Annotated in this window: 16 protein-coding genes; 9 read left to right on the top strand and 7 right to left on the bottom strand. The window is 71.9% G+C overall.

Features of this window, described 5'->3' with window-relative positions; translation table 11 throughout:
• Positions 1-178: 178 nt before the first annotated feature.
• From Pma05_RS02255 to Pma05_RS02265, 3 genes are all read right to left on the bottom strand, one after another.
• Complete coding sequence (locus Pma05_RS02255; protein ID WP_203855563.1) at positions 179-1,426, bottom strand: acyltransferase family protein; 1,248 nt, start codon at positions 1,424-1,426, stop codon at positions 179-181.
• The gene (locus Pma05_RS02260; protein WP_239311552.1) at positions 1,423-2,781 is read right to left on the bottom strand and encodes a glycosyltransferase; all 1,359 of its coding nucleotides are present in this window, start codon (positions 2,779-2,781) and stop codon (positions 1,423-1,425) included. The genes Pma05_RS02255 and Pma05_RS02260 overlap by 4 nt, the downstream gene beginning before the upstream one ends.
• Before the next feature lie 115 nt (positions 2,782-2,896).
• A complete protein-coding gene (locus tag Pma05_RS02265; protein WP_203855564.1) occupies positions 2,897-3,841 on the bottom strand; it encodes an NAD-dependent epimerase/dehydratase family protein in 945 nt (314 codons plus the stop codon).
• 300 nt (positions 3,842-4,141) lie between these two features.
• Here Pma05_RS02265 and Pma05_RS02270 point away from each other — a divergent pair, with 300 nt between their 5' ends.
• From Pma05_RS02270 to Pma05_RS02280, 3 genes are all read left to right on the top strand, one after another.
• Positions 4,142-6,040, top strand: a complete 1,899-nt coding sequence (locus tag Pma05_RS02270) for a polysaccharide biosynthesis protein (protein WP_203855565.1) — start codon at positions 4,142-4,144, stop codon at positions 6,038-6,040.
• Positions 6,041-6,312: 272 nt separating this feature from the next.
• Positions 6,313-7,404: a Gfo/Idh/MocA family protein gene (locus Pma05_RS02275; protein WP_239311609.1), complete on the top strand. Its 1,092-nt coding sequence runs from the start codon at positions 6,313-6,315 to the stop codon at positions 7,402-7,404.
• A gap of 106 nt (positions 7,405-7,510) precedes the next feature.
• On the top strand, positions 7,511-8,635 hold the full coding sequence (locus tag Pma05_RS02280) for a DegT/DnrJ/EryC1/StrS family aminotransferase (RefSeq protein WP_203855567.1): 1,125 nt from the start codon (positions 7,511-7,513) through the stop codon (positions 8,633-8,635).
• Between the two features lie 47 nt (positions 8,636-8,682).
• Here the strand turns inward: Pma05_RS02280 and Pma05_RS42250 are convergent, their stop codons facing one another.
• Positions 8,683-10,737 carry a glycerophosphodiester phosphodiesterase family protein gene (locus Pma05_RS42250; protein WP_239311553.1) on the bottom strand — a complete coding sequence of 685 codons (2,055 nt, stop codon included), beginning with the start codon at positions 10,735-10,737 and terminating at the stop codon, positions 8,683-8,685.
• Positions 10,738-11,227: 490 nt separating this feature from the next.
• On the opposite strand from Pma05_RS42250, the gene Pma05_RS02295 reads away from it, so the two are divergent.
• From Pma05_RS02295 to Pma05_RS02310, 4 genes are read left to right on the top strand one after another with little or no spacing between them, the layout of a single operon-like run.
• Positions 11,228-11,683 (top strand): hypothetical protein, encoded by a 456-nt coding sequence (locus Pma05_RS02295; RefSeq protein WP_203855568.1) that lies wholly within the window; start codon positions 11,228-11,230, stop codon positions 11,681-11,683.
• Positions 11,676-13,145, top strand: coding sequence for an MCP four helix bundle domain-containing protein (locus Pma05_RS43365; protein ID WP_203855569.1), 1,470 nt, complete (start codon positions 11,676-11,678; stop codon positions 13,143-13,145). The genes Pma05_RS02295 and Pma05_RS43365 overlap by 8 nt, the downstream gene beginning before the upstream one ends.
• On the top strand, positions 13,142-14,527 hold the full coding sequence (locus tag Pma05_RS02305) for a S8 family serine peptidase (RefSeq protein ID WP_239311554.1): 1,386 nt from the start codon (positions 13,142-13,144) through the stop codon (positions 14,525-14,527). Before Pma05_RS43365 ends, Pma05_RS02305 begins: the two co-directional genes overlap by 4 nt.
• A gap of 48 nt (positions 14,528-14,575) precedes the next feature.
• Positions 14,576-15,037 carry a hypothetical protein gene (locus Pma05_RS02310; protein ID WP_203855570.1) on the top strand — a complete coding sequence of 154 codons (462 nt, stop codon included), beginning with the start codon at positions 14,576-14,578 and terminating at the stop codon, positions 15,035-15,037.
• A gap of 34 nt (positions 15,038-15,071) precedes the next feature.
• On the opposite strand, the gene pgm is transcribed toward Pma05_RS02310, so the two are convergent.
• The 3 genes from pgm to Pma05_RS02325 all read right to left on the bottom strand — a co-directional run bounded on the left by pgm (position 15,072) and on the right by Pma05_RS02325 (position 19,092).
• Entirely contained in the window at positions 15,072-16,718 is a 1,647-nt protein-coding gene (gene pgm / locus Pma05_RS02315) for a phosphoglucomutase (alpha-D-glucose-1,6-bisphosphate-dependent) (protein WP_203855571.1), read from the bottom strand.
• A gap of 97 nt (positions 16,719-16,815) precedes the next feature.
• A complete protein-coding gene (gene glgC, locus Pma05_RS02320) occupies positions 16,816-18,078 on the bottom strand; it encodes a glucose-1-phosphate adenylyltransferase (RefSeq protein ID WP_275414635.1) in 1,263 nt (420 codons plus the stop codon).
• A 123-nt stretch (positions 18,079-18,201) separates the two neighbouring features.
• Positions 18,202-19,092 (bottom strand): LysR family transcriptional regulator ArgP, encoded by an 891-nt coding sequence (locus Pma05_RS02325; protein WP_203855573.1) that lies wholly within the window; start codon positions 19,090-19,092, stop codon positions 18,202-18,204.
• Positions 19,093-19,164: 72 nt separating this feature from the next.
• Here Pma05_RS02325 and Pma05_RS02330 point away from each other — a divergent pair, with 72 nt between their 5' ends.
• Together Pma05_RS02330 and glgA are read left to right on the top strand one after the other, a co-directional pair.
• Positions 19,165-19,806 (top strand): LysE/ArgO family amino acid transporter, encoded by a 642-nt coding sequence (locus tag Pma05_RS02330; protein ID WP_372441423.1) that lies wholly within the window; start codon positions 19,165-19,167, stop codon positions 19,804-19,806.
• Positions 19,807-20,021: 215 nt separating this feature from the next.
• Positions 20,022-21,254, top strand: a complete 1,233-nt coding sequence (gene glgA, locus Pma05_RS02335) for a glycogen synthase (RefSeq protein WP_203855574.1) — start codon at positions 20,022-20,024, stop codon at positions 21,252-21,254.
• Positions 21,255-21,266: the final 12 nt, after the last annotated feature.

Below are 21,266 nucleotides of genomic sequence, written 5' to 3' on the forward strand. Positions count from 1 at the left end.
CTGACGTGGCGCCGTGGCATTCCACCACGCGGTTCCGGAACTGCTCTGGCATGCCGAATCCCTCTCGCCCGAACCAATAGGTATCGACTATCGACAATGCATCTGCCCACCGCTGTCAACGCCGATATTACCGCTCACGTCGCCCGGGGGTTCGCCGAAACCCGACCGGATGCAACTTCTACCGAAGTCTTCGCCGGCCCCCATCTATGCGGACGCGGGTTCTTGTACCCGACCGAACCAAGGGAAGACGATTCGCATTCGGACCGTGGAGGTAATCCGCCCGCCCCGGCCCACCGAACGAATCGGGTCGAGACGAGTAGCGCTTGAGGCGGAGCGCGGGCTTCTCCACGAAATGCCAGGAAAACAGGGCACAGACGATCGTCAGGGCGATTACCAGCAGGATCAGAGGTGTGCCACGCAGTGGGCCCTCGATCGCGCCGAGCCAGATCAGCAGGTTGACGACCGGCATGTGCCAGATGTAGGTGCCAAAACTCAGGTCGCCCAGCCGGTCCGTTGCCCGCCGCAGGACCCGCGGCCCTCGATGGCCGACCCAGAACACCAGGTACGACAGGGGCAGGCCGGCGATCAGGGCCACCGCCACCCCCATCCCTGGGCCGACGGAGTGCCGCCACATCGCGCAGCCCAGATACAGGACGAGGGCGACCACCGCCAGCGCGCCGGACTGCGGGACCCGGTGCCACACCCGGCGCCACCACATGCCCAGGAGGAAGAATCCGAGCCACGGGAGGAGCGACGCGGCCAGAAGCTTGGCCAGGAGACTCTCGCTCCCGGATCCACCGGCCAGGCCGTACAACGCGGCACCCATGGTCCCGATGGTCGCGGTGAGCAGCATCATCGTGCCGAACGACCGACGAGCCGCCAGCAGCACCAGGCCGGGGACGACCAGGTAGTAACTCACCTCGGCGGGAATGGTCCACAGGCTGCCGTTGAGCACGCCGACACCGAACCCCTGGAAGGCGGCGGGATGGTAGACCGGCATGAAGAGCAGGCCACTCGCGAGCCAGGCGAGCACGTGCGGGTCGGCCAGGGCGGAGAAGCTGACGATCCCCGCGGTGAGCAGAAACAGCAGCGCCACCGCGGTGTAGACGTACAGCGCGGGAGCGATCCGGAGAAGACGGTTCCGCAGGTAGTCGCGCCACGGCCGGCCATCCTGGTGGCAGCGCTCGGCGGAGGCGTACACCATGGCACCGCTGATGACGAAGAACATCGCCACGCCGTCGCCGAACCAGAGGCCGTTGTCGGCGCGGTACCACAGGAAGCTGGTGTCCAGGTGGGCCACCGCGTGCTGGACGACCACGCAGAGCGCCGCCATCAGCCGGAGGAAGTCGAAGCAGTTCGCCTCCCGCCCCTGCCCCGCCGCAGGCCGGTGGCCTTCGCCGTCCGCCCGGCGATCCGTCACCGTCACCGCGCCGCCCCCACCCGTACGCCTCGGGGTCCTCCTCGTGCCGCCGTCATCGACCGCAGGTAACCGGCGAACCTCGCGGCTACCTCTTCCTTCCGGTGGTGCTGCCGCGCGTAGGCGTACCCGTTGCGCGCCAGGCGACGACGCAACGCCGCATCACCGCACAGCTCCGCCAACCGGGTCGCGAGCAACGCATGGTCGTCGACCCCCACGACGATCCCGGCCTCCGCCGCCCGGATGTGCAGCATCGACGCCAACTCGCCGGGGCCGTACCCGAGAACGGGACGCCCGGCCGCGAGGTACTGCGGAAGCTTGGTAGACAGGGAAAAGCGGGTGTACTGCTGGATCTCGGCACGGAACGACTCGATGTGGACCAGTACGTCCGCCCGGGCGAGGATCCCCGGAACCTCATGGCCGCGCAGCGACCGGGCCAGTCGGACCGCCGAGCAGCCGGCGAAGGAGTCCCGGTACCGGTCGAGGTCCGCCTCCGGCGCGTGGATGGTGAGCAGCGGCGCGTCCGTGCTGCCGAGTGACTCCAGGGCCACTCCAAGCTGGCGCAGGGATCGCCACCGGTCCAGGTGCAACCCGCCCACGTAGACCAGATCCAGCCCGGACGAGGCACGGCTGGCCCGCGACGGGCTGTCCGGGTCGGCGAAGGCGGCGGCGTCGACACAGTTCACGAAGGCGGCGAATGGTCGGCCGTACCGCCGTTCGTACTCGTCGGCCATCGGCCGGCTGATGCAGATCCCGCCCTCGGACAGCCGGATGACCGTACGCAGACTGGACCGGACGGCGCCGCGAGCCCGCCCGAGCAACTCACCGGTCGAGTAGAGGGTGCTGGGCCAGTCGTCCATGAAGTGCGGAACCAGCGGTACGCCGCACCGCTGGGCGAGCCGACCGGCCAGCCTCATGATCCGGACGCTGCCGAGCGGAGAGTAGACCAGGTCGGGGTGGAAGTCCCGGACCCACTCCCGGAGGCGTCCGGAAACCCGGAACAGGCTGAGGTCGGCAACGGCACGCAGTTCGGCGTGTAGTCCGGCGCGTGGCGATCGCCGCCCGCCCGGCGACGGGACCGCGGCGATCGGCGGGGCACCCCGGAGCAGCGCCCGGTCACCCCCGCTGAGCAGGCGTCTCGCGACGTGGTCGATCGGGGCGCTCCGGGGGTCGACCTGGAACTGACGCCCGCAGGCGTCGGCCGGCGGCACGACGTCCATCGTGTAGACCTGAGCGAGACGGTCCCTCGGCCAGCCCTCGAACAGGTTGCCGAGGGTGATGCCGGTGCCCGTCGCCGCGCCGATCGGCGCCGCGCCGACCACCAGCACCCGGGGGAAGTCCACGTCCTCCGTCCGGTGACTCAATCGATGCCCTCCTCCGGCGTCGACCCCCGAGCAGGGCGCTCCGGGCGGTGTCCCACCACGCTGCCAGTCGTCGTCCGGGCCCGGCGTAGCAGGGCATGACCTGGTAAGACACGGCCTAGCGTGCCGCCGGGACGTGGTCGGACATCCAGGCGACCGTGACCTCCAGGCCGGCCCGCAGCGGGTACGGGCGGACGCCCGGGAACAGCGACCGCAGCACCGTGCAGTCGGCCTGCGAGTCCCGGGCGTCTCCCGGGCGGGCCGCCTCGTACGTCACCTCGAGCCGCCGACCGAGGACTGCCTCCAACTCCCCCACGAGGACACCCAGCGAGGTCCTCGTCCCGAAGGCGAGGTTCACCGCGTCCGGCGCCGACACCCGGCGGCGAACGGCGTCGACGATCACCGAGGCGACGCTGCCGACGAAGGTGAAGTCCCGGGTCTGCCGTCCGTCGCCGAACACCCGCAGGGGGCGCCCGTCGAGCGCGGCCGAGACGAAGGCGGGCACCACCGCCGCGTAGGCGTGGTTCGCCGCCTGGCCGGGACCGAAGACGTTGAAGAAGCGGAACGGCAGCACCGAGAGGCCGAAGCAGGAGGCGTAGGCGATGGCGTACGCCTCGGTCGCCAGCTTCGACACCGCGTACGGGCTCAGTGGCATCGCGCGCAGCGTCTCCCGCTTCGGCAGGGCGAGGTTGCCCCCGTAGACGGACGACGAGGAGGCGAGGACGACCTGTGGCACGCCGTGCCGGCGGACCGCCTCAAGCACCAGCAGCGTCCCGGTCGCGTTGGCCTGGTGACTGCGGTACGGATCGTGAATGGATCTCGGCACCGATGGAATCGCCGCGAGGTGTACGACACTCGCCGCGCCCGCGAACGCCTCGTCGAGGAGCGCTCCGTCGAGAATCGTACCGGTCAGCAACCGCGCGGGAAGCTCCCGGATATTGTCGAGCGATCCGGTCGAAAGGTCGTCGAGGATCACGATCTCGTCGACTTCCGGGACGGCAGCAAGAGCGCGTACCACATTGGAGCCGATAAATCCGGCTCCCCCCGTAACGACGATCTTCACTACCCTCTCCCGCCACCCCGGATATTCACGACCTCTCAACGAACGGACGCCCGGCGGGTAACGGCGGAAGGATCGACGACGCCGCGAATCGGGGCGGCGCCGAGCTGAGAAAGATTCGGGCCGTACGGCCAGGTCAACCAGGAAACGCCTGCGCGGTGACACAGAAATGGATGGTCGGCCCAAAAATCCCCAAAGGCGCACCCGGAGCTGCGGCAGTGGTTAAAAGTTGACTGCTGAGAAATTTGCCCGCCCGGAGACGCTCGGGACGCGGCGCCGCCGGACGTGCACGAGGAGTCGTACATGCAGCTCGCCGAGGCCACACCCGGGACGACCGTCACGGCGCGGCGGCGCCCGGATCCGTACCGCCGCGCGGCGGCACTGCTCGCCACCGACACGCTCGCCTGGATCGTCGGCTTCGTCAGCGCGGCGTGGACACGGTACGAGTTCGACCTCACCACCGGCCGGCTGACCCAGGTGGTCGGCGCCGGCCTGCTGGCCACCTCGGCGTACGGCGCCCTGTCCTGGCTGCACCGCCGGTACTGGGCGCGGCATCCGCTCGGCAGTCTCCAGGAGGCCCGGTGCCTGACCGTCACGGTCACCTGCGCCGCGGCGATCGTGCTCGGCTCCGTGCTGTCCACCGCGGATCGACCTGTGCCGGCCAGCACTCCGGTGGTGGGCGGGGCGGTGGCCCTGCTGCTGATGCTGTCCGTCCGGGCGGTGCAACGGCATCGGATCGACCGCTCACTGCGGCCCCACGCCGGCTCCGCCACCCCGGTGCTGCTGTTCGGAGCCGGGTCGGCCGGCGAGGGTCTGCTCCGGGCGCTGGTCAGCGATCCGCAGGGCCGGTACCTCCCGGTCGGGCTGCTCGACGACGACCCGGACAAGCGGCACCTGCGCATCGACGACGTACGGATGCTCGGGGGCCAGAGGGAGATCCGCGAGGCGGTTGCCCAGACCGGTGCGACCACTGTCATCTTCTCGGTCGCGAACGCGGACGCCGATCTGATCCGGGCGGTCCGGACCGCTACCCTCCAGGCCGGTGCCGAGTTCAAGGTGCTGCCCTCGGTACGCGAGTTGGTCGACCACCGGATCAGCGTCGCCGACGTACGGGACGTGGGGATCGACGATCTGCTGGGCCGGCGCCAACTCGTCGCCGACCTGGTCACCGCGGACTCCACGCTGGCCGGCCAGCGGGTGCTGGTCACCGGCGCCGGTGGCTCCATCGGCTCCGAGCTGTGCCGGCAGATCCTCCGGGCGGATCCGGGCGAGCTGATGATGCTCGACCGGGACGAGTCGGCTCTGCACGGCCTGCAACTGTCGCTGTCCGGCCAGGCGCTGCTGGACGGGCCCGAACTGATCCTCGCCGACCTGCGCGACACCGAGGGCATCGCGCGGACGATCCGGGCCCGCCGTCCGGACGTCATCTTCCACGCCGCCGCGCTGAAGCACCTCACTCTGTTGCAGCGGCACCCCCGAGAGGCGGTCAAGACCAACGTCTGGGGCACGCTGTCGGTGCTGAACGCGGCTCGCGACGTGGCCAGGTTCGTGAACATCTCCACCGACAAGGCGGCGAACCCGATCAGCGTGCTCGGCTACTCCAAACGGATCACCGAGCGGCTGACCGCGTACGCCGCCGCCCAGTCCCCGGGCACCTTCCTCAGCGTACGGTTCGGCAACGTGTTGAGCAGCCGCGGATCCGTGGTGACCGCCTTCCAGACGCAGATCGAGGCCGGGTTGCCGGTCACCGTCACCCATCCCGACGTCACGCGTTACCTGATGACCGTGCAGGAGGCGGTGCACCTGGTACTCCAGGCGACCGCGATCGGGCAGGACGGCGAGGCGCTGGTGCTCGACATGGGCCGGCCGGTACGAATCGTGGACCTGGCCCGGCAGCTCGCCAACCAGGCGCCGGGCTCGCCTCGGATCGTCTACACCGGACTGCGGCCCGGCGAGAAACTGCACGAGGACCTGTTCGGTTCCGGCGAGGTCGACGTACGGCCGCTGCATCCACTGATCTCCCATGTCCCGGTCCCGCCGCTGGCCCCGACAGAGGTGACCGCACTGGACCCGTTCGACGAGCCGGAAAAGGTGATCGAGCGCCTCGCCTGGCTCTGCGGTCAGCCGCACCAGGATGCGGGGAACGTCGCCCTGGTGCCGAACACGCGAAATAGTTTTCCGTCCCCGTTCCGGTCGAATTGACAAGCTCGGAAAGCCAGGCGACGGGTCGGAAAGCGGACAGCCCGCTGGCGGGTCGCGGGACGGCCGTAGCAGGATTTCCCGAGAATAGCCGCAGGATCATTCCGATCCGTCCGGCACCCCGCCGATTGTCGGCCGCGGTACCGGAAACAAGAGTCGAGTTTCTATTCGCGCCCGGGCGCCCGATGTCACGTGTCCGATCGACTCACACAGCCAATCCCGAAATTCCACGACCCCACAACCGCCCGATCCGCTGGAGGCGACACGTGACCGGAATGTTGGCCCTGATCGGTTTTGGTTACTGGGGCACCAACCTCGCCCGGAACCTCGACAAGCTGGCCCCGGTGCGGTGGCGCTACCTGGTGGATTCCAGCCCGGAGCGACGGCACGCCGCCACCGAGCGGTACCCCCAGGTCCGCGCGACCGGCGACCTCGACGCGGTGCTGGCCAACGACGAGGTCCGGGCCGTCCTGATCGCCACCCCGGCGCCGAGCCACGCCCCGCTGGCCCGCCGGGCGCTGGCCGCCGGCAAGCACGTCTTCGTCGAGAAGCCGCTGGCGATGTCGGTCGCCGACGCGGTCGCGCTGGCCGAGACCGCCGACCGGTCCGGCCTGGTGCTGATGGTCGGGCACACCTTCGAGTACGTCCCGGCGGTCGAGCGGATGCGCGACTACATCCGGTCCGGCGAGATCGGAGACGTCCTCTACCTGCACTCCCAGCGGCTCAACCTCGGCCGGATCCAGAACGACCTGCACACCTTCTGGTCGATCGGGCCGCACGACGTCTCGATCGCCAACTACCTGCTCGACGCCGAGCCGCGCTGGGTCGCCGCCCAGGGCGGTCGCTACCTGCACGACGGCGTCGAGGACGTCACGTTCGTCACCGTCGGCTATCCCGGGGACGTGGTAGCACACATGCACGTGAGCTGGCTCGACCCGGCGAAGACCCGGCGTACCACCGTGGTCGGCACCCGGCGGATGCTGGTCTACGACGACCTGAACACCAACGCCCGGCTCACCGTGCACGACAAGGGGGCGGAACCGCTGGAGCCGGCCGGGGACGGCGTGCGGCGCTACCGGCTGCGCGACGACGCGGTGCACGTACCCGTGCTCTCCCCGGCGGAACCGCTCGGCCTGGAGTTGCGGCACTTCCTCGACTGCGTGCGGACCGGGGCACGCCCCCGGACGGACGGCTGGAACGGCGCCCGGGTGGTGGCGGTGCTGGAGGCCGCCGACGCGTCGCTGCGGGCCGGCGGCGCGACGGTGCCGGTGCCTGCCGTCCCCGGCCCGGTCGACGCCACCGGGACGCACCGCGGGCGCCCGCACCCGGACGGCCCGCACCCCGACCTGACCACCGCCGCGCGCTGAGCCCTCGGCGCCGCGCAGCGAGCGGCGCCGCGACGACGCGACGAGCGCGACGACGCGCACCGGGCAGCGCCGCGACCGAGCAGCACCGAGCACACAGGAGCGTGACATGGCCCGAATCCCCCTGGTCGACCTGGCCGCCGCCTACGACCGGCACCGGGACGCGATCGACGCGGCGATCCGCGCGGTCGTCGAGGAGACCCGGTTCATCCTGGGCCGCGAGGTCGGCGAGTTCGAGTCGGAGTTCGCCGCCTTCTGCGGCACCACCCACGCGATCGGGGTCGCCTCCGGCACCGCCGCGATCCACCTGAGCCTGGCCGCGCTCGGGGTCGGGCCCGGCGACGAGGTGGCGGTGCCGGCGCACACCTTCGTCGCCACCGCCGAACCGGTGAGCTGGCTGGGGGCCAGGCCGCGCTTCGTCGAGGTGGACGCCGAGACCGGCGGGATGGACCCGGACGCGCTGAAGTCGGTGCTCGACCGGGTCCGGGCGGTGCTGCCGGTGCACCTCTACGGCCTGCCGGTCGACCTGACCGCGATCGGCGCGCTCGCCTCGGCCGCCGGGGTGCCGCTGATCGAGGACTCCGCCCAGGCGCACGGCGCCGAGTACGTCCGGGACGACGGTTCGGTGGTCCGGGCCGGGGCGTACGGCCGGATCGGCTGCTTCTCGTTCTATCCCGGCAAGAACCTCGGGGCGTTCGGCGACGCGGGCGCGGTCACCACCTCCGACCCGGCCCTCGCCGAACGGATCCGGCGGCTCTCCGACCACGGCCGCACCAGCAAGTACGAGCACCTCACCGTCGGCTACGCGGCCCGGCTGGACACGGTGCAGGCGGCCGTACTCGCGGTCAAGCTGGGCACGCTGGCCGAGGGCAACCGGCGGCGGCGGGAGTTGGCGGCGGCGTACCGGTCCCGGCTCGACGGGGTCGGCGACCTGGTGCTGCCGGCCGAGCCGCCGAACCGGCGCGGCGTCTACCACCTCTTCGTGCTCCGGACCCGCTATCGGGACGGGTTGCTGGCCCACCTGCGCGAAGCCGGCATCGGCGCCGGGGTGCACTATCCGATCCCGCTGCACCTGCAACCGGCGTACGCCGCGCTCGGATACAAGCCCGGCGACCTGCCGGTCACCGAGGCGTGGGCCCGGGAGTGCCTCTCCCTGCCGATCTATCCGGAACTCACCGAGGAGCAGGTGGAGACCGTCGTCGCCGAGGTACGCGGCTACTTCGAGCGGGTGTGACGACGACGGGCTCCCTGGACGTCCAGGGAGCCCGTCTCGCGGTCAGGTCAGCGCAGGCCGTTGCGGATCGCCACCGCCACCAGCCGCTCGGGATAGTCGGTGATGATGCCGTCCACCCCGAGGTCGATCACCCGCTGCATCACCGCCGGATCGTCCACCGTGTACGGCACTACCTTCAGCCCGGACCGCCGTTGCAGGTCGGCGACCGTCGGCCCGTGGAAGTACGCCGGGTCCTGCCGCAGATACCAGTCGGCCGACGGCACCGTGCCCTGGGCCGGGTCGTGCACCTGCCAGTTGGCCGAGACCGTGCCGGCGCCGGACGCCCGGACCAGCTTGCCGAGGTCCCGGTACCGCCACCAGTCCAGCCCGGCCGTCCACGGGCTGCGTACCGAGCGGTCGCCGTAGACCGCCTGGAGCGAGCACTCGTCGGCGAGGCTGGCGCACTCGGCCGGGCCGTACTGCCAGACCAGGGCGACGGTCTCGATCCGCCGGTTGAGGTCCCGGGCGTAGGTGATGGTCCGCCAGTCGAACGACTGGATCGTCACCCGGTCCACGAAGCCGGCCCGCTCGACCGCCCGGACCAGCTTCGCGGTGAAGCTCCGGTACGGCTCGGTGTCCGCCACCAGCGGGCTCAGCTTGGTCTCGATGTTCAGCCGTACGTCCCGCCGGCCGCTGCGCCCTACCAGGTCGAAGACCTCGTCCAGGGTCGGGATCCGGGCACCCGGCACGGCCACCTGCTCCGGCAGCTCCGGCAGGGTCTTCGAGCCGCAGTCGATGGTCCGGAGCTGCGCCAGCGTCAGGTCGTGCACCCGCTTGCCGACGTACGGGAACGCCGGGTCACCCGGCCGGACCGGCGCGGTGTCCTCGCAGTGGCTGCCGTTGACGGTGCGGTCGTGCAGCACCACCAGGTGGCCGTCCCGGGTCACCCCGGTGTCCAGCTCCAGCGTGGAGATGGCCGGGTTGCCGAGCGCGTTGGCGAAGGCCGGCAGGGTGTTCTCCGGCCTCGTGGCCCGGCCACCCCGGTGCGCCTGGATGTCGAACGGCGCGGCGTACCCCTTCGGCAGCGCGATCCGGCGCTCCGCCAGCAGCGCACGCAGCCGGTCCGGGTAGTCGGTGATGATGCCGTCCACCCCGTCGTCGAGCAGCTTCGCCATCGTCGGCACGTCGTCGATCGTCCACGGCACCACCTTGATGCCGTTGCGGTGCGCGTGCGCGACCATCTCCTTCGTCACGTACGGCCGGTAGCCCGGGTCGGTGACCGTACCGTTCTGCGGGAACCCGTGCACCGGCGAGAAGGCGGTGGCGCCGAAGGTCTTGATCGCCTTGATCGGGTCGCCGCCGAAGTCGTCGATGTCGAGGCCGCCGAGCCAGGGCGAGGCGCCCGGCTGCCCGGTCTGGAGGAAGTCGTAGTTCGTCAGCGCGACCAGCGGCAGCCGGGGCTCGACCTGACGCATCCGCATCAGCGCGCCCCAGTCGAAGCTCTGGATGGTGACCTGCCTCAGCAGCCCGGCGGCCCGGATCTCGGCCGCGGTGAGCTGCACGAACTGCTCCCGGGGAGCGGTCTCGGTCGGCGCGCCGGCCTCCACCTTGGTCTCCACGTTGAGCATGACGTCGTCCGCCCGGTAGCGGTTGACGAGCGCGAGGACCTCGCGCAGCAACGGCATCGGAGCCCCGGGTACGGCGAGCTGGCCCGGCTTGTCGGCCAGCGTCTTCGTACCGCAGTCGAGGGTACGCACCTGGGCCAGGGTCAGCGTGTTGACGTACTTGCCGACGTACGGGAACTCGGGGTCGTTCGGGGTGGCCGGGGCGGTGTCGACACACTTCGTACCGGTGACCCGGCGGTCGTGGGTCACCACCACCTGCCGGTCCTCGGTCACCTGCACGTCCAGTTCGAGGGTGCTGACCCCGAGCTGGAGCGCGTTGCCGAACGAGGCGAGGGTGTTCTCCACCCGCAGGCCGAGCCCGCCCCGGTGGGCCTGTAGGTCGAAACTCCGCCGGGACTCCGGTCGGTGGCGCTCGCCCGCCTGGACGCCGGTGGGCATCCCGGCCAGTACGGCCGCCGTCACCAGCAGCGCGCCGATCAGTTGGCGCCGTCGGGACATCGGTAATCACCTGTTCCAATGTGGTGCCTCGGAGCCCGAGTCGGCCGGGCCTCCGGTGCGGTGTCGACTGAACCTTTTTCCACCTCCCCTTGCGCTCCGTCGGAGCGCAAGGTCGGACGCGGTGGGTGAGCGCCGCGCGGTTCAGGTTGAAAAAGGTTCACTGGTCGCGCCGGGTCCGGCCCGGCGATCGGGGCACAGCATCACCACGGCCGACGGCCGGAAGGCGTGCACCGGGCGACATCGGGGTGAACCGGGGTCGACGGCCGGCGAGGGATCGGGCGAACCGGTGGGGATGTCCGGACGGGTCGGCCCCCCTTGGGCCGTCCGGCGCCGAAAAATGCCGCACACCGCAGCGCACACTGTCCACTTCGCGATCCACCACGTCCGATTTGACAACGAGTCGCTTGTCGTGATTCAGCTACAATCAGGCGCGACCACGTCACCCAACCATCCACGGGGAGGGGCTGCGATGAGCCCGGTTGGTCCATCGGTGGGCGCGGCGGCCGGCGCGATCGGCGCGGCAGCCGCGGCGGTCATCGGCCAGATCAATGTCGAGATCGACGGCCTGGCGAGCGCCGCGGCGGCGATGCGCGACGAACTCAAGGAGGGCTACCGCACCCAGGTACCGCCGGTGCACGACGCCATGGAGCCGGGCGCCACCATCGGCGACCGACTCGAGGGCGACGACTGGCTGCACCTTCAGGAGCGCTACGACGAGTGCATCCGCAAGAGCCTGGAGGCACTGGTCAACCTGGACAAGGGCACCCAGGCGGTGGCACAGGCGGCCGAGCAGATCGCCGCCAACTACCGCGGCTCCGACGCGTTCGCGCACGCCACCGTGAACGACGTGCACGAAGTCCTGCCGCCGACCGAGCAGACCAGGCCGGAATCCCACCCGAATCCGGGTGCGCCGGCCACCGGGACGGGAGGCGACGGCAATGGCTGAGGAATACATCCCGCACCTGTGGCGGCTGGTCGAGGCGGCACAGCAGAAGCTCCAGCCGAGCCGGGACCAGGTGGCGGCCTGGGAGCGGGCGTCCAGCATGCTGGGCGGGCACGCCACCAGGTTGCAGGACTGCCGTGACCAGCTCGCCGCGCTGTGGCCGCCGGAGCAGAACGCGGCCTCGGCCGCGTACATGGTCGAACTGGACCGGCTGATCGAGGCGAGCCGGCAGACGTCGACCTCGGCCCAGAACAACGCCACGCACATCGGGCACGTGGCGGACGCCATCGAGCAGGCGCGGACCAAGCTGGAGCCGATCTACAAGGAATACCTGGAAAACCAGCGGAAGCTGGCCGATTACCAGCGGCAGGTCGAGCTGGCCGGCGACATCGGGGGGACGGCCGGCGGGGTCGCCGGGTCGCGCTTCGGCCTGACCGCGCTGGGTCAGAAGGCCGGGGACTTCCTCGGCGAGGGCGCGATGACGCTCCTCACCGACCCGCCGGTGAGCGACGCCCAGCAGGCGGCGCTGGTCGCCCGGGCCCGCGCGGTACAGGTGGAGGTGGACGGCTCGGCCCGGGACGGTGGCGGCCGGATCCAGCCGCCACCGGAATACGTCCCCCCGTTGATCAACAGGGAGGGCACCCCGGAGCCAATCGACGACGACTCAGACGGAACGGTCCGCCCGCCCATCGTCAATCCGCCGCCGCGCCGTCGCGGCGAGGAGGAGGAGTCCCGCCCCGGCTTCATCGAGGGGACTCTGCCGCCGAACATCGGGACCGAACTGACTCCCGAGCCGGTCAGCCCGCCCACCTCTCCGTTGGAGGACGGCCCGACCCTGACCGGCGTCGTCCCGCCCCCCACCGCACCGCCGCCCGTCGCACCGCCGCCCAGCCCGCCGGTCGGGCCGCCGCCTCCGGTATCGCCGGTCGTCCCGCCGACCATCGGCGTGCCGACGCCCGGCCCCGGCCGACCGCCGGGCATCGGCCCGGGACTCGGCGCCGGGCCGCGCGGTGGCCCCGGCGTACCGGGCAAGGTCGGTCCGCTCGGTTCGGGGCCGACCGGTATACCGCCGGGTGGCGTGATCGGTGCCCGCCCCGGCGGAGGCGCCGGCGTACCACCGGGCGGCGTCGGCGCACCCCGCTCGGGCGGCGTACCCAAGGGGGTGAACCCGGTGGGCGGCGTCATCGGGCAGCAGGGTGGCGGCCGTCCCGGCGCGGCTGGCGGGGCCGGGGCCGGCCCGGCCGGCGCCAGGTCGGGTACCCGCCGGCCCGGCGCGAGCGGTGCGACCGGGGCCGGCGCGACCGGCGGTGCCCGTGGCCGTCGCGACCAGGACGACCCCGACCAGAAGCAGTGGGACCCCGACAACCCGTGGGAGGTCGAGCAGGGCGTCGCCCCCGAGATCGAGCCGAACCGGGACGTCAGCCGACACGAGGCCGGTGGCGGCATCCTCGGGAAGGACCGGTGACGAGAGCCACCCGGTTCCACGCACGGCTGCCGCGCTGGTGCGCGGCAGCCGTCTGCGGTCTGCTCGCGATACCACTCAGCGCGCCACCGGCGCTGGCGGACACGGTCCGGGACCGGCAGTGGCACCTGCGGGCGCTCGGCGTCGCCGAGGCACACCGGGTCACCCAGGGGGCCGGTGTCGTGGTGGCGGTGATCGACACCGGGGTACGGGCCGACCACAAGGACCTGACCGGCAACATCCTGCCCGGCGTCGACGTGACCGGCGCGGACACCGACGGCCGGCAGGACACCGACGGACACGGCACCGCGATGGCGGGACTCATCGCCGGGCACGGGCACGGTCCGGGTAACGCCGACGGCGTTCTCGGGATCGCCCCCAAGGCCAAGATCCTGCCGATCCGCAGCTCGCGGACCAAGGTCGGTGCCGGCGACGACCTGCCGCCGGCGGTCCGGGAGGCGGTTCGCCGCAAGGCGGGCGTGATGTCGCTGTCGCTGACCGCCGGTGCCAGCGAAAGCCTGCGGCAAGCCGTCCAGGACGCCCTGGCCGCCGACATCGTCGTGGTGGCCGCCACCGGAAACCGGCCGGACGACGCATTCATGGGTTGGCCGGCCGCCTACCCGGGCGTACTCGCCGTCGGCGCCACCGGACGGGACGGGAAACTCGCCCCGATCAGCGTCACCGGCAAAGCGGTCGGACTTGTCGCACCCGGGGTGGACATCGCCTCCACCAGCCGCACCGGGGCGTACCAGGCCGCCAGCGGGACAAGCGACTCCACCGCGATCGTGGCCGGGGCCGCCGCGCTGGTCCGGGCGAAGTATCCGGACCTCACCGCACCCGAGGTGGTGCACCGGCTCACCGCGACCGCCACCGACCGGGGCGCCCGGGGCCGGGATCCCGAGTACGGCCACGGCGTGCTCAACCTCGTCGAGGCGCTCACCGCCGACGTCGACCCGGCCGGGGCACAGCCCACCCCGTCCACCGAACCGACTCCAACGGCGGACACGATGTCACCAGCCGTCGCCGCACCAGCGCCCGGCGGGTCGGCCGACATCCGGCTCAGCCCCGCCGCGTACGTGGTCGGCGGGCTCTGCCTGCTGGTGGTACTGGCCGGTGCCGGCGTACTCGGCTGGGTGCTGGTACGCGCCCGACGCCGTCGACGGACCACCGGCGGGCCACCCGGTCCCGGGCACCCGTTGCCGGCTCATCCCGCCCCGACCGCGCGCTATCCGGGACCGCCGGGAGCACCGTCGCCCGGATATCCGGCAGCACCACCCCAGCAGTCCGGATATCCCGCGCCGCCGGGCGGCTATCCGTCCGGCTACGGCCCACCCGGGCAGTCCCGCCCACCCGGGAATCCCGGCGCCCCTCCGTACGGCGGATAGCCGGGCTCGGCCGGCGCCGACGATCGCGGTGGGCGTACCGTCCGACAGATGCGACAGGACGGGTCCGGTGACTGGGCGGGGCAACGACGGCAGGCGGTCGCCGCCCGGGCACTGGCCGACCAGCACCGTCGGGACGCGGAGCACGAACAGGCCCGGCAACTCGTCGCGGCGTTCGCCGCACAGGCCCGGGAGCGGGGACTGCGGCAGACCAGGCTGACCGCGCTCGCCTACAACGGCCGTACCCGCTACCGCACCAACCTCACCGGCTGGTATCTGGACCTCGCCCGGATCCACGCGGTGGACGCCGCCGGGAACTTCTACCTGCTGACGGTGCCGACCAGCCTGCGTACCCGGTTGACCGGTGCGACTCCCCGGCCGCAACCGGCAAAGCTGATCATCGGTGAGGGCGGACCGGACGGCCAGTCGATGCCGCTGGCCGCGCTGCTGCGCAGACGGCTCGACGCCGGCGACCGGTGGCCGGAGACCGGGGCACCGCCGGTACGGGACTGACCCGGCCGGCGGCACACCCCTCGGGCCGGCCTGGTCAGGCGCCCTTCAGCACGTCGGTGATCAGCGCCTGCGCCTCTTCCTGGAGTCGGCCGAGGTGCTCCGGTCCCCGGAAGGACTCCGCGTAGATCTTGTAGACGTCCTCGGTGCCGGACGGGCGGGCGGCGAACCAGCCGGACCCGGTACTGACCTTCAGCCCGCCGATCGCCGCACCGTTGCCCGGCGCCTCGGTCAGGGTGGCGGTGATCGGCTCCCCGGCCAGCTCGGTGGCGGTGACCTGGTCCGGGGAGAGCCGCCCGAGCACGGCCTTCTGGGCCCGGTCGGCCGGCGCGTCGATCCGGGCGTACGCCGGCTCGCCGAACCGGGACACCAGGTCGGCATAGTGCTCGCTCGGAGTCCGACCGGTCACCGCGATGATCTCGGCGGCCAGCAGGCAGAGCAGGATGCCGTCCTTGTCGGTGGTCCAGGTCCGGCCGTCGCGGGCCAGGAACGACGCCCCGGCGCTCTCCTCGCCGCCGAAGCCGACCGAGCCGTCCAGCAGCCCCGGCACGAACCACTTGAAGCCGACCGGGACCTCCAGCAGCTTCCGGCCCAGGTCGGCGGCGACCCGGTCGATCATGGACGAGGAGACCAGGGTCTTGCCGACCGCCGCCCCGGCGGACCAGTCGGGCCGGTTGCGGAACAGGTAGGAGATCGCCACCGCCAGGTAGTGGTTCGGGTTCAGCAGACCGCCGTCCGGGGTGACGATGCCGTGCCGGTCGGCGTCCGCGTCGTTGCCGGTGGCGACCTGGTACTCGGCGCGCCGGGCGATCAGCGAGGCCATCGCGTACGGGGACGAGCAGTCCATCCGGATCTTGCCGTCCCAGTCCAGGGTCATGAACCGCCAGGCCGGGTCGACCAGCGGATTCACCACGGTCAGGTCCAGCCCGTGCCGGTCCGCGATCTCGCCCCAGTACGCCACGCTCGCCCCGCCCAGCGGGTCCGCGCCGATCCGCACCCCGGCGGCCCGTACCGCCGCCAGGTCAAGTGCCGAGGGCAGCTCGTCGACGTACTCGGCGAGGAAGTCGTAGCCGCCGGTGGTGTCGGCGGCGCGCGCCCGGGCGTACGGGATGCGCCTGACCTCGCGGAGCCCGTCGGCCAGCAGCGCGTTCGCCCGGTCCTGGATCCACCTGGTCGCGTCGGTGTCGGCCGGCCCGCCATGCGTCGGGTTGTACTTGAATCCGCCGTCCGACGGCGGGTTGTGCGACGGGGTGATCACGATCCCGTCGGCGAGCCCGCCGGTACGCCCGGAGTTGTGCCGGAGCACCGCGTGCGACAGTGCCGGGGTCGGGGTGTAGCCGTCCCGGCTGTCGACCAGCACCGTCACCTCGTTGCCGGCCAGCACCTCCAGCGCGCTCACCATCGCCGGCTCGGAGAGCGCGTGCGTGTCGCGGGCCAGGAAGAGCGGCCCGTCGACGCCCTGCTCCCGCCGGTATTCGCAGGTCGCCTGCGTGATCGCCAGGATGTGCCGCTCGTTGAACGCGGCCCGCAGGCTCGACCCACGGTGCCCCGAGGTGCCGAACGAGACCTGCTGCGCCGGGTCGGCCGGGTCCGGCTGCTCGGCGTAGTACGCGGTGACGAGCCGGGGCACGTCCACCAGGTCCTCGGGCTCGGCGGGCTGGCCGGCGCGGGCGTGTACCGACATGTGGCCTCCTTCTGACGGGGCGGATCCGCACCGTCCCCGACCTGAGCTGGCACGGGTGTGGGCACGGGGAACCGGCGCGGTCGTGGTGGTCGACGGGTCAGGGCTCGACGCGCTGCCCCTTGCCGACGACCACGATCCCACGGTCGGAGACCGTGTACCGCTCGCGGTCGCGGTCCAGGTCGACGCCGATCTCCGCGCCCTCCGGCACCACCACGTTCTTGTCGAGGATGGCGTTGCGGACGACGGCGTGCCGGCCGATCTCCACTCCCTCCATCACCACCGAGCCTTCCACGTGGGCCCAGGAGTGCACCCGGACATTCGGCGAGACGACCGAGTTCTCCACCAGGGCGCCCGAGATCACCACCCCCGGCGAGATCATCGACTCCACCGCCCGGCCGACCCGTTCCTCCAGCCCGTGCACGAACTTCGCCGGCGGCCACGGCGGGTGGTCGGTGTAGATCGGCCACTCGTAGTTGTAGAGGTTGAAGACCGGGTGTACGGCGATCAGGTCCATGTGCGCCTCGTAGAACGAGTCCAGCGTCCCCACGTCCCGCCAGTACGCCCGGTCCCGGTCGGTACTGCCCGGCACCTCGTTGTCCCGGAAGTCGTAGACGTTCGCCTCGCCCCGCTCGACCAGCATCGGGATGATGCTGCCGCCCATGTCGTGCTTGCTGGCCTTGTCGGCCGCGTCGGTCTCCACCGTCTCGCAGAGCACCTTGGTGGTGAAGACGTAGTTGCCCATCGACGCGTAGATCTCGTCGGGCGCGTCCGGCAGGCCCTTCGCGTCGGTCGGCTTCTCCCGGAACGCCTGGATCCGCCGGCCGTCCGACCCGACCTCGATCACGCCGAACTGGTCGGCCGAGGAGAGCGGCTGGCGGATGCCGGCGACGGTCACCCCGGCGCCGGAGGAGATGTGCTGCTCCAGCATCTGCCGGGGATCCATCCGGTAGATGTGGTCGGCGCCGAACACGATGACGTAGTCCGGCTGCTCGTCGTTGATCAGGTTGAAGCTCTGGTAGATCGCGTCGGCGGAGCCGGCGAACCACCACGGTCCGCGGCGCTGCTGCGCCGGTACCGGCGTCACGTAGTTGCCGAGCAGGTTCGACATCCGCCAGGTCTTGGTGACGTGCCGGTCCAGCGAGTGCGACTTGTACTGCGTCAACACGACGATCTTGAGGAACCCGCCATTGGCCAGGTTGGACAGCACAAAATCGATCATGCGGTACATGCCGCCGAACGGGACGGCCGGTTTGGCCCGGTCGGCGGTGAGGGGCATCAGTCGCTTGCCCTCTCCCCCGGCCAGGACGATCGCGAGGACCTTGGCTGGCATGTCCCGACGGTAACGGAGCCGGCAGCCCACCGCACGGGGCTCGTCGGCTTCGTCCCGTCAAGATCTTCAACACCCCGATTCGCCCCACTCCCCACCACCACCCACCGCTGACCGAGCCCCCGGCCGCCGCCACCCGTCGGGGACCCGGGACGGCTACCCGTCGAGGGCGTCGGCGGCTGCGGCGGCGATGCTGTCGGCCAGTACGCCGAGGAGCCGGGAGTCGAGCCGCCACTGCTGCCAGTAGAGCGGCACCTCCACCACCGCCGCCGGGTCGATCGGCACCAGGCTGCCGGCCGGATAGCGGTCGCTCTGCTGGGGCGGCAGCATCCCCCAGCCGAGCCCGAGCCGGATCGCCTCCGGAAAGTCGCCGGAGGACTGCACGTAGCTGCGCGGCGGGTTCCAGGCCCGGCGGGACCTCCGCCGGAGATAGCGCTCCTGGAGGTCGTCCCGGCGGTCGACGAGAACCATCGGGGCGCGGGCCAGGGCTCCGAGCGTCGGGCCGTCCGGCAGCCAGGTCCGGACGTACTCGGGACTGGCCATCGGGCGGTAGCGCATCCGGCCGAGCGGGCGTACCGCGCAGCCCTGCACCGGCCGGGACTCGGAGGTGATCGCCGCCATCGCCGTACCCTGGCGGAGCAGTTCGACCGAGTGGCCCTGGTCCTCGCGGTAGACGTCGACACAGATCCGCTCGCGGGCCGCCAGCGCCAGCGCCGGGAGTACCCAGGTGTTCAACGAGTCGCCGTTGACCACGATCGGGATCCGGCTGAACTCCGCCGGCTCGGCCGAGTCCTGCCCCAGCTCCTCGAGCGCGTCGGTGGCGAGCAGCGCGACCTGGCGGGCCAGCCGGAGCACCACCTGCCCCGAGGGCGTCGGGCGGGCCGGCTTGCCGCGCTCGACCAGCACCCGGCCGACGGTGCTCTCCAGCGCCTTCATCCGCTGGCTGACCGCTGACGGGGTGACGTGCAGCCGCCGGGCCGCCGCCTCGAACGAGCCGTCGTCGACCACGGCGACGAAGGTACGGAGCTGCTCGAACTGGAGGTCCATGTTAAGCAAGCCTAATGAATCGTAAGAATGATTAGCTGGAGTGGTCCGGCCGACTTCCCTAGGGTCGGGCCCGTGATCCTCTCCTCCACCGCCGCCGCGACCGACTTGGTGCCGGTGCTCGTCGCCGGGTTCGGCGTCGGCCTCTCCCTGATCGTGGCGATCGGCGCCCAGAACGCGTACGTGCTCCGCCAGGGCGTACGCGCCGAACACGTGCTGCCGATCGTGGCGATCTGCGCCGTCTCGGATGCCGTGCTGATCCTGGCCGGCGTCACCGGGATCGGGGCGGTGGTCGAACGCGCCCCGGTCGTGCTCACCGTGCTCCGCTGGGCCGGCGCCGCCTTCCTGGTCGGCTACGGCCTGCTCGCCGCCCGCCGGGTCTTCGGCACCCAGAGCCTCCGGGCCGGCAACGGTGGCGGCGGCTCGACGCTGCGCACGGCCGTACTCACCGTGCTGGCGATGACCTGGCTCAACCCGCACGTCTACCTGGACACCGTGCTGCTGGTCGGCTCGATCGCCAACACCCACGGCCGGTCCGGCCGGTGGTCGTTCGGGGCCGGAGCCGCGCTCGCCAGCTTCGTCTGGTTCGCCGCCCTCGGCTACGGCGCCCGCTTGCTCACCCGCCCCTTCGCCCACCCCCACGCCTGGCGCCTCCTCGACGCCCTGATCGCCCTAACAATGATCACCATCGCCGTCACCCTCGTGCTGAACGGTTGACCTCCCCACTACTTCCCGGAAGGAGTGCCCACCGCCCGCGACCGAGGCCACTACTCCAGTGAAGTAGCGCGATCTTCGCCCTTGTCGCGCGACGCGACGGAGCGGGGCGGGGTGGGGCGGGGCGGGGCGGGGTGGGGCGGGGCGGGGTGGGGCGGGGCGGGGTGGGGGCGGCGCTTCTCGGGCGGATTCGAGGGGGCTGGGCTAGGGTGCCGGCTGTGACGGAATCGGTGCCGAAGGACCGGCGGCTCCGGGTCGACCTGCTGACCCGGGAGTACCCCCCGGAGGTGTACGGCGGGGCGGGAGTGCACGTCGAGTACCTCGCCCGCGAACTGCGTACCCGCGCCGACACCCGGGTGCACTGCTTCGGCGCACCCCGCCAGCCCCCGTACGCCGAGCCGGGCGTCACCGCGTATCCGGAGCCGGCCGAGCTGGCGCGCGCGAACGCCGCGCTCCGCACCATGGGGGTGGACCTGGCGATGGCGGCCGGTACGGTCGGCACGGACGTGGTGCACAGCCACACCTGGTACGCCAACCTCGCCGGCCACGTCGCAAAGCTGCTGCACGGGGTACCGCACGTGGTGACCGTGCACAGCCTGGAACCGCTGCGGCCGTGGAAGGCGGAGCAGCTCGGCGGGGGCTACGCGCTCTCGTCGTGGTGCGAGCGGACCGCGCTGGAGGCCGCCGACGCGGTGATCGCGGTCTCCGCCGGGATGATGCACGACCTGCTGGCCGCCTATCCGACGGTCTCGCCGGACCGGGTCCGGGTGGTACACAACGGCATCGACACCCACCAGTACGCCCCGGATTCCGGCACCGACGTGCTGGCGCGGCTCGGCGTCGACCCCGACCGGCCCAGCGTGACGTACGTCGGCCGGATCACCCGGCAGAAGGGCCTGCCGTACCTGCTCCGGGCGGCCCGCCGGCTGCCGCCCGAGGCCCAGCTCGTGCTGCTGGCCGGTGCCCCGGACACCGCCGAGATCGCCGCCGAGGTGGAGGAGTTGGTCACCGAGCTGCGGGCCAGCCGGGCGGGGGTGGTCTGGGTGGCCGAGATGCTGCCCAAGCCCGAGGTGATCCAGGTCCTCAGCCACAGCACCGTCTTCGTCTGCCCGTCCGTCTACGAACCGATGGGCATCGTCAACCTGGAGGCGATGGCCTGCGAGACCGCGGTGGTGGCGACCGCCACCGGCGGCATCCCGGAGGTGGTCGCGGACGGCTCGACCGGTCTGCTGGTGCCGATCGCCCAGGCCAGCGACGGCACGGGCACCCCGCTCGACCCGGAGCGCTTCGTCGCCGACCTGGCGGACGCGATCACCGAACTGCTCGACGATCCGAGACGGGCCGTCGAGCTGGGCCGGGCCGGCCGGCGCCGGGCGGTCGAACACTTCTCCTGGGACGCCATCGCCGACCGCACCATGGCGGTCTACCGCTCCACTCTCGACGCCACCTAGCCGGGTCACGAC

The sequence above is a fragment of the Plantactinospora mayteni genome (genome assembly GCF_016862935.1).
Lineage (GTDB): Bacteria > Actinomycetota > Actinomycetes > Mycobacteriales > Micromonosporaceae > Plantactinospora > Plantactinospora mayteni.

Coding starts and splice junctions, on each gene's coding strand:
- Pma05_RS02275 (WP_239311609.1), top strand. CDS start 6,313: ATGTTGGCCCTGATCGGTTTTGGTTACTGGGGCACCAACCTCGCCCGG.
- Pma05_RS02310 (WP_203855570.1), top strand. CDS start 14,576: ATGCGACAGGACGGGTCCGGTGACTGGGCGGGGCAACGACGGCAGGCG.
- Pma05_RS02280 (WP_203855567.1), top strand. CDS start 7,511: ATGGCCCGAATCCCCCTGGTCGACCTGGCCGCCGCCTACGACCGGCAC.
- Pma05_RS02325 (WP_203855573.1), bottom strand. CDS start 19,092: ATGGACCTCCAGTTCGAGCAGCTCCGTACCTTCGTCGCCGTGGTCGAC.
- Pma05_RS42250 (WP_239311553.1), bottom strand. CDS start 10,737: ATGTCCCGACGGCGCCAACTGATCGGCGCGCTGCTGGTGACGGCGGCC.
- pgm (WP_203855571.1), bottom strand. CDS start 16,718: ATGTCGGTACACGCCCGCGCCGGCCAGCCCGCCGAGCCCGAGGACCTG.
- Pma05_RS43365 (WP_203855569.1), top strand. CDS start 11,676: ATGGCTGAGGAATACATCCCGCACCTGTGGCGGCTGGTCGAGGCGGCA.
- Pma05_RS02270 (WP_203855565.1), top strand. CDS start 4,142: ATGCAGCTCGCCGAGGCCACACCCGGGACGACCGTCACGGCGCGGCGG.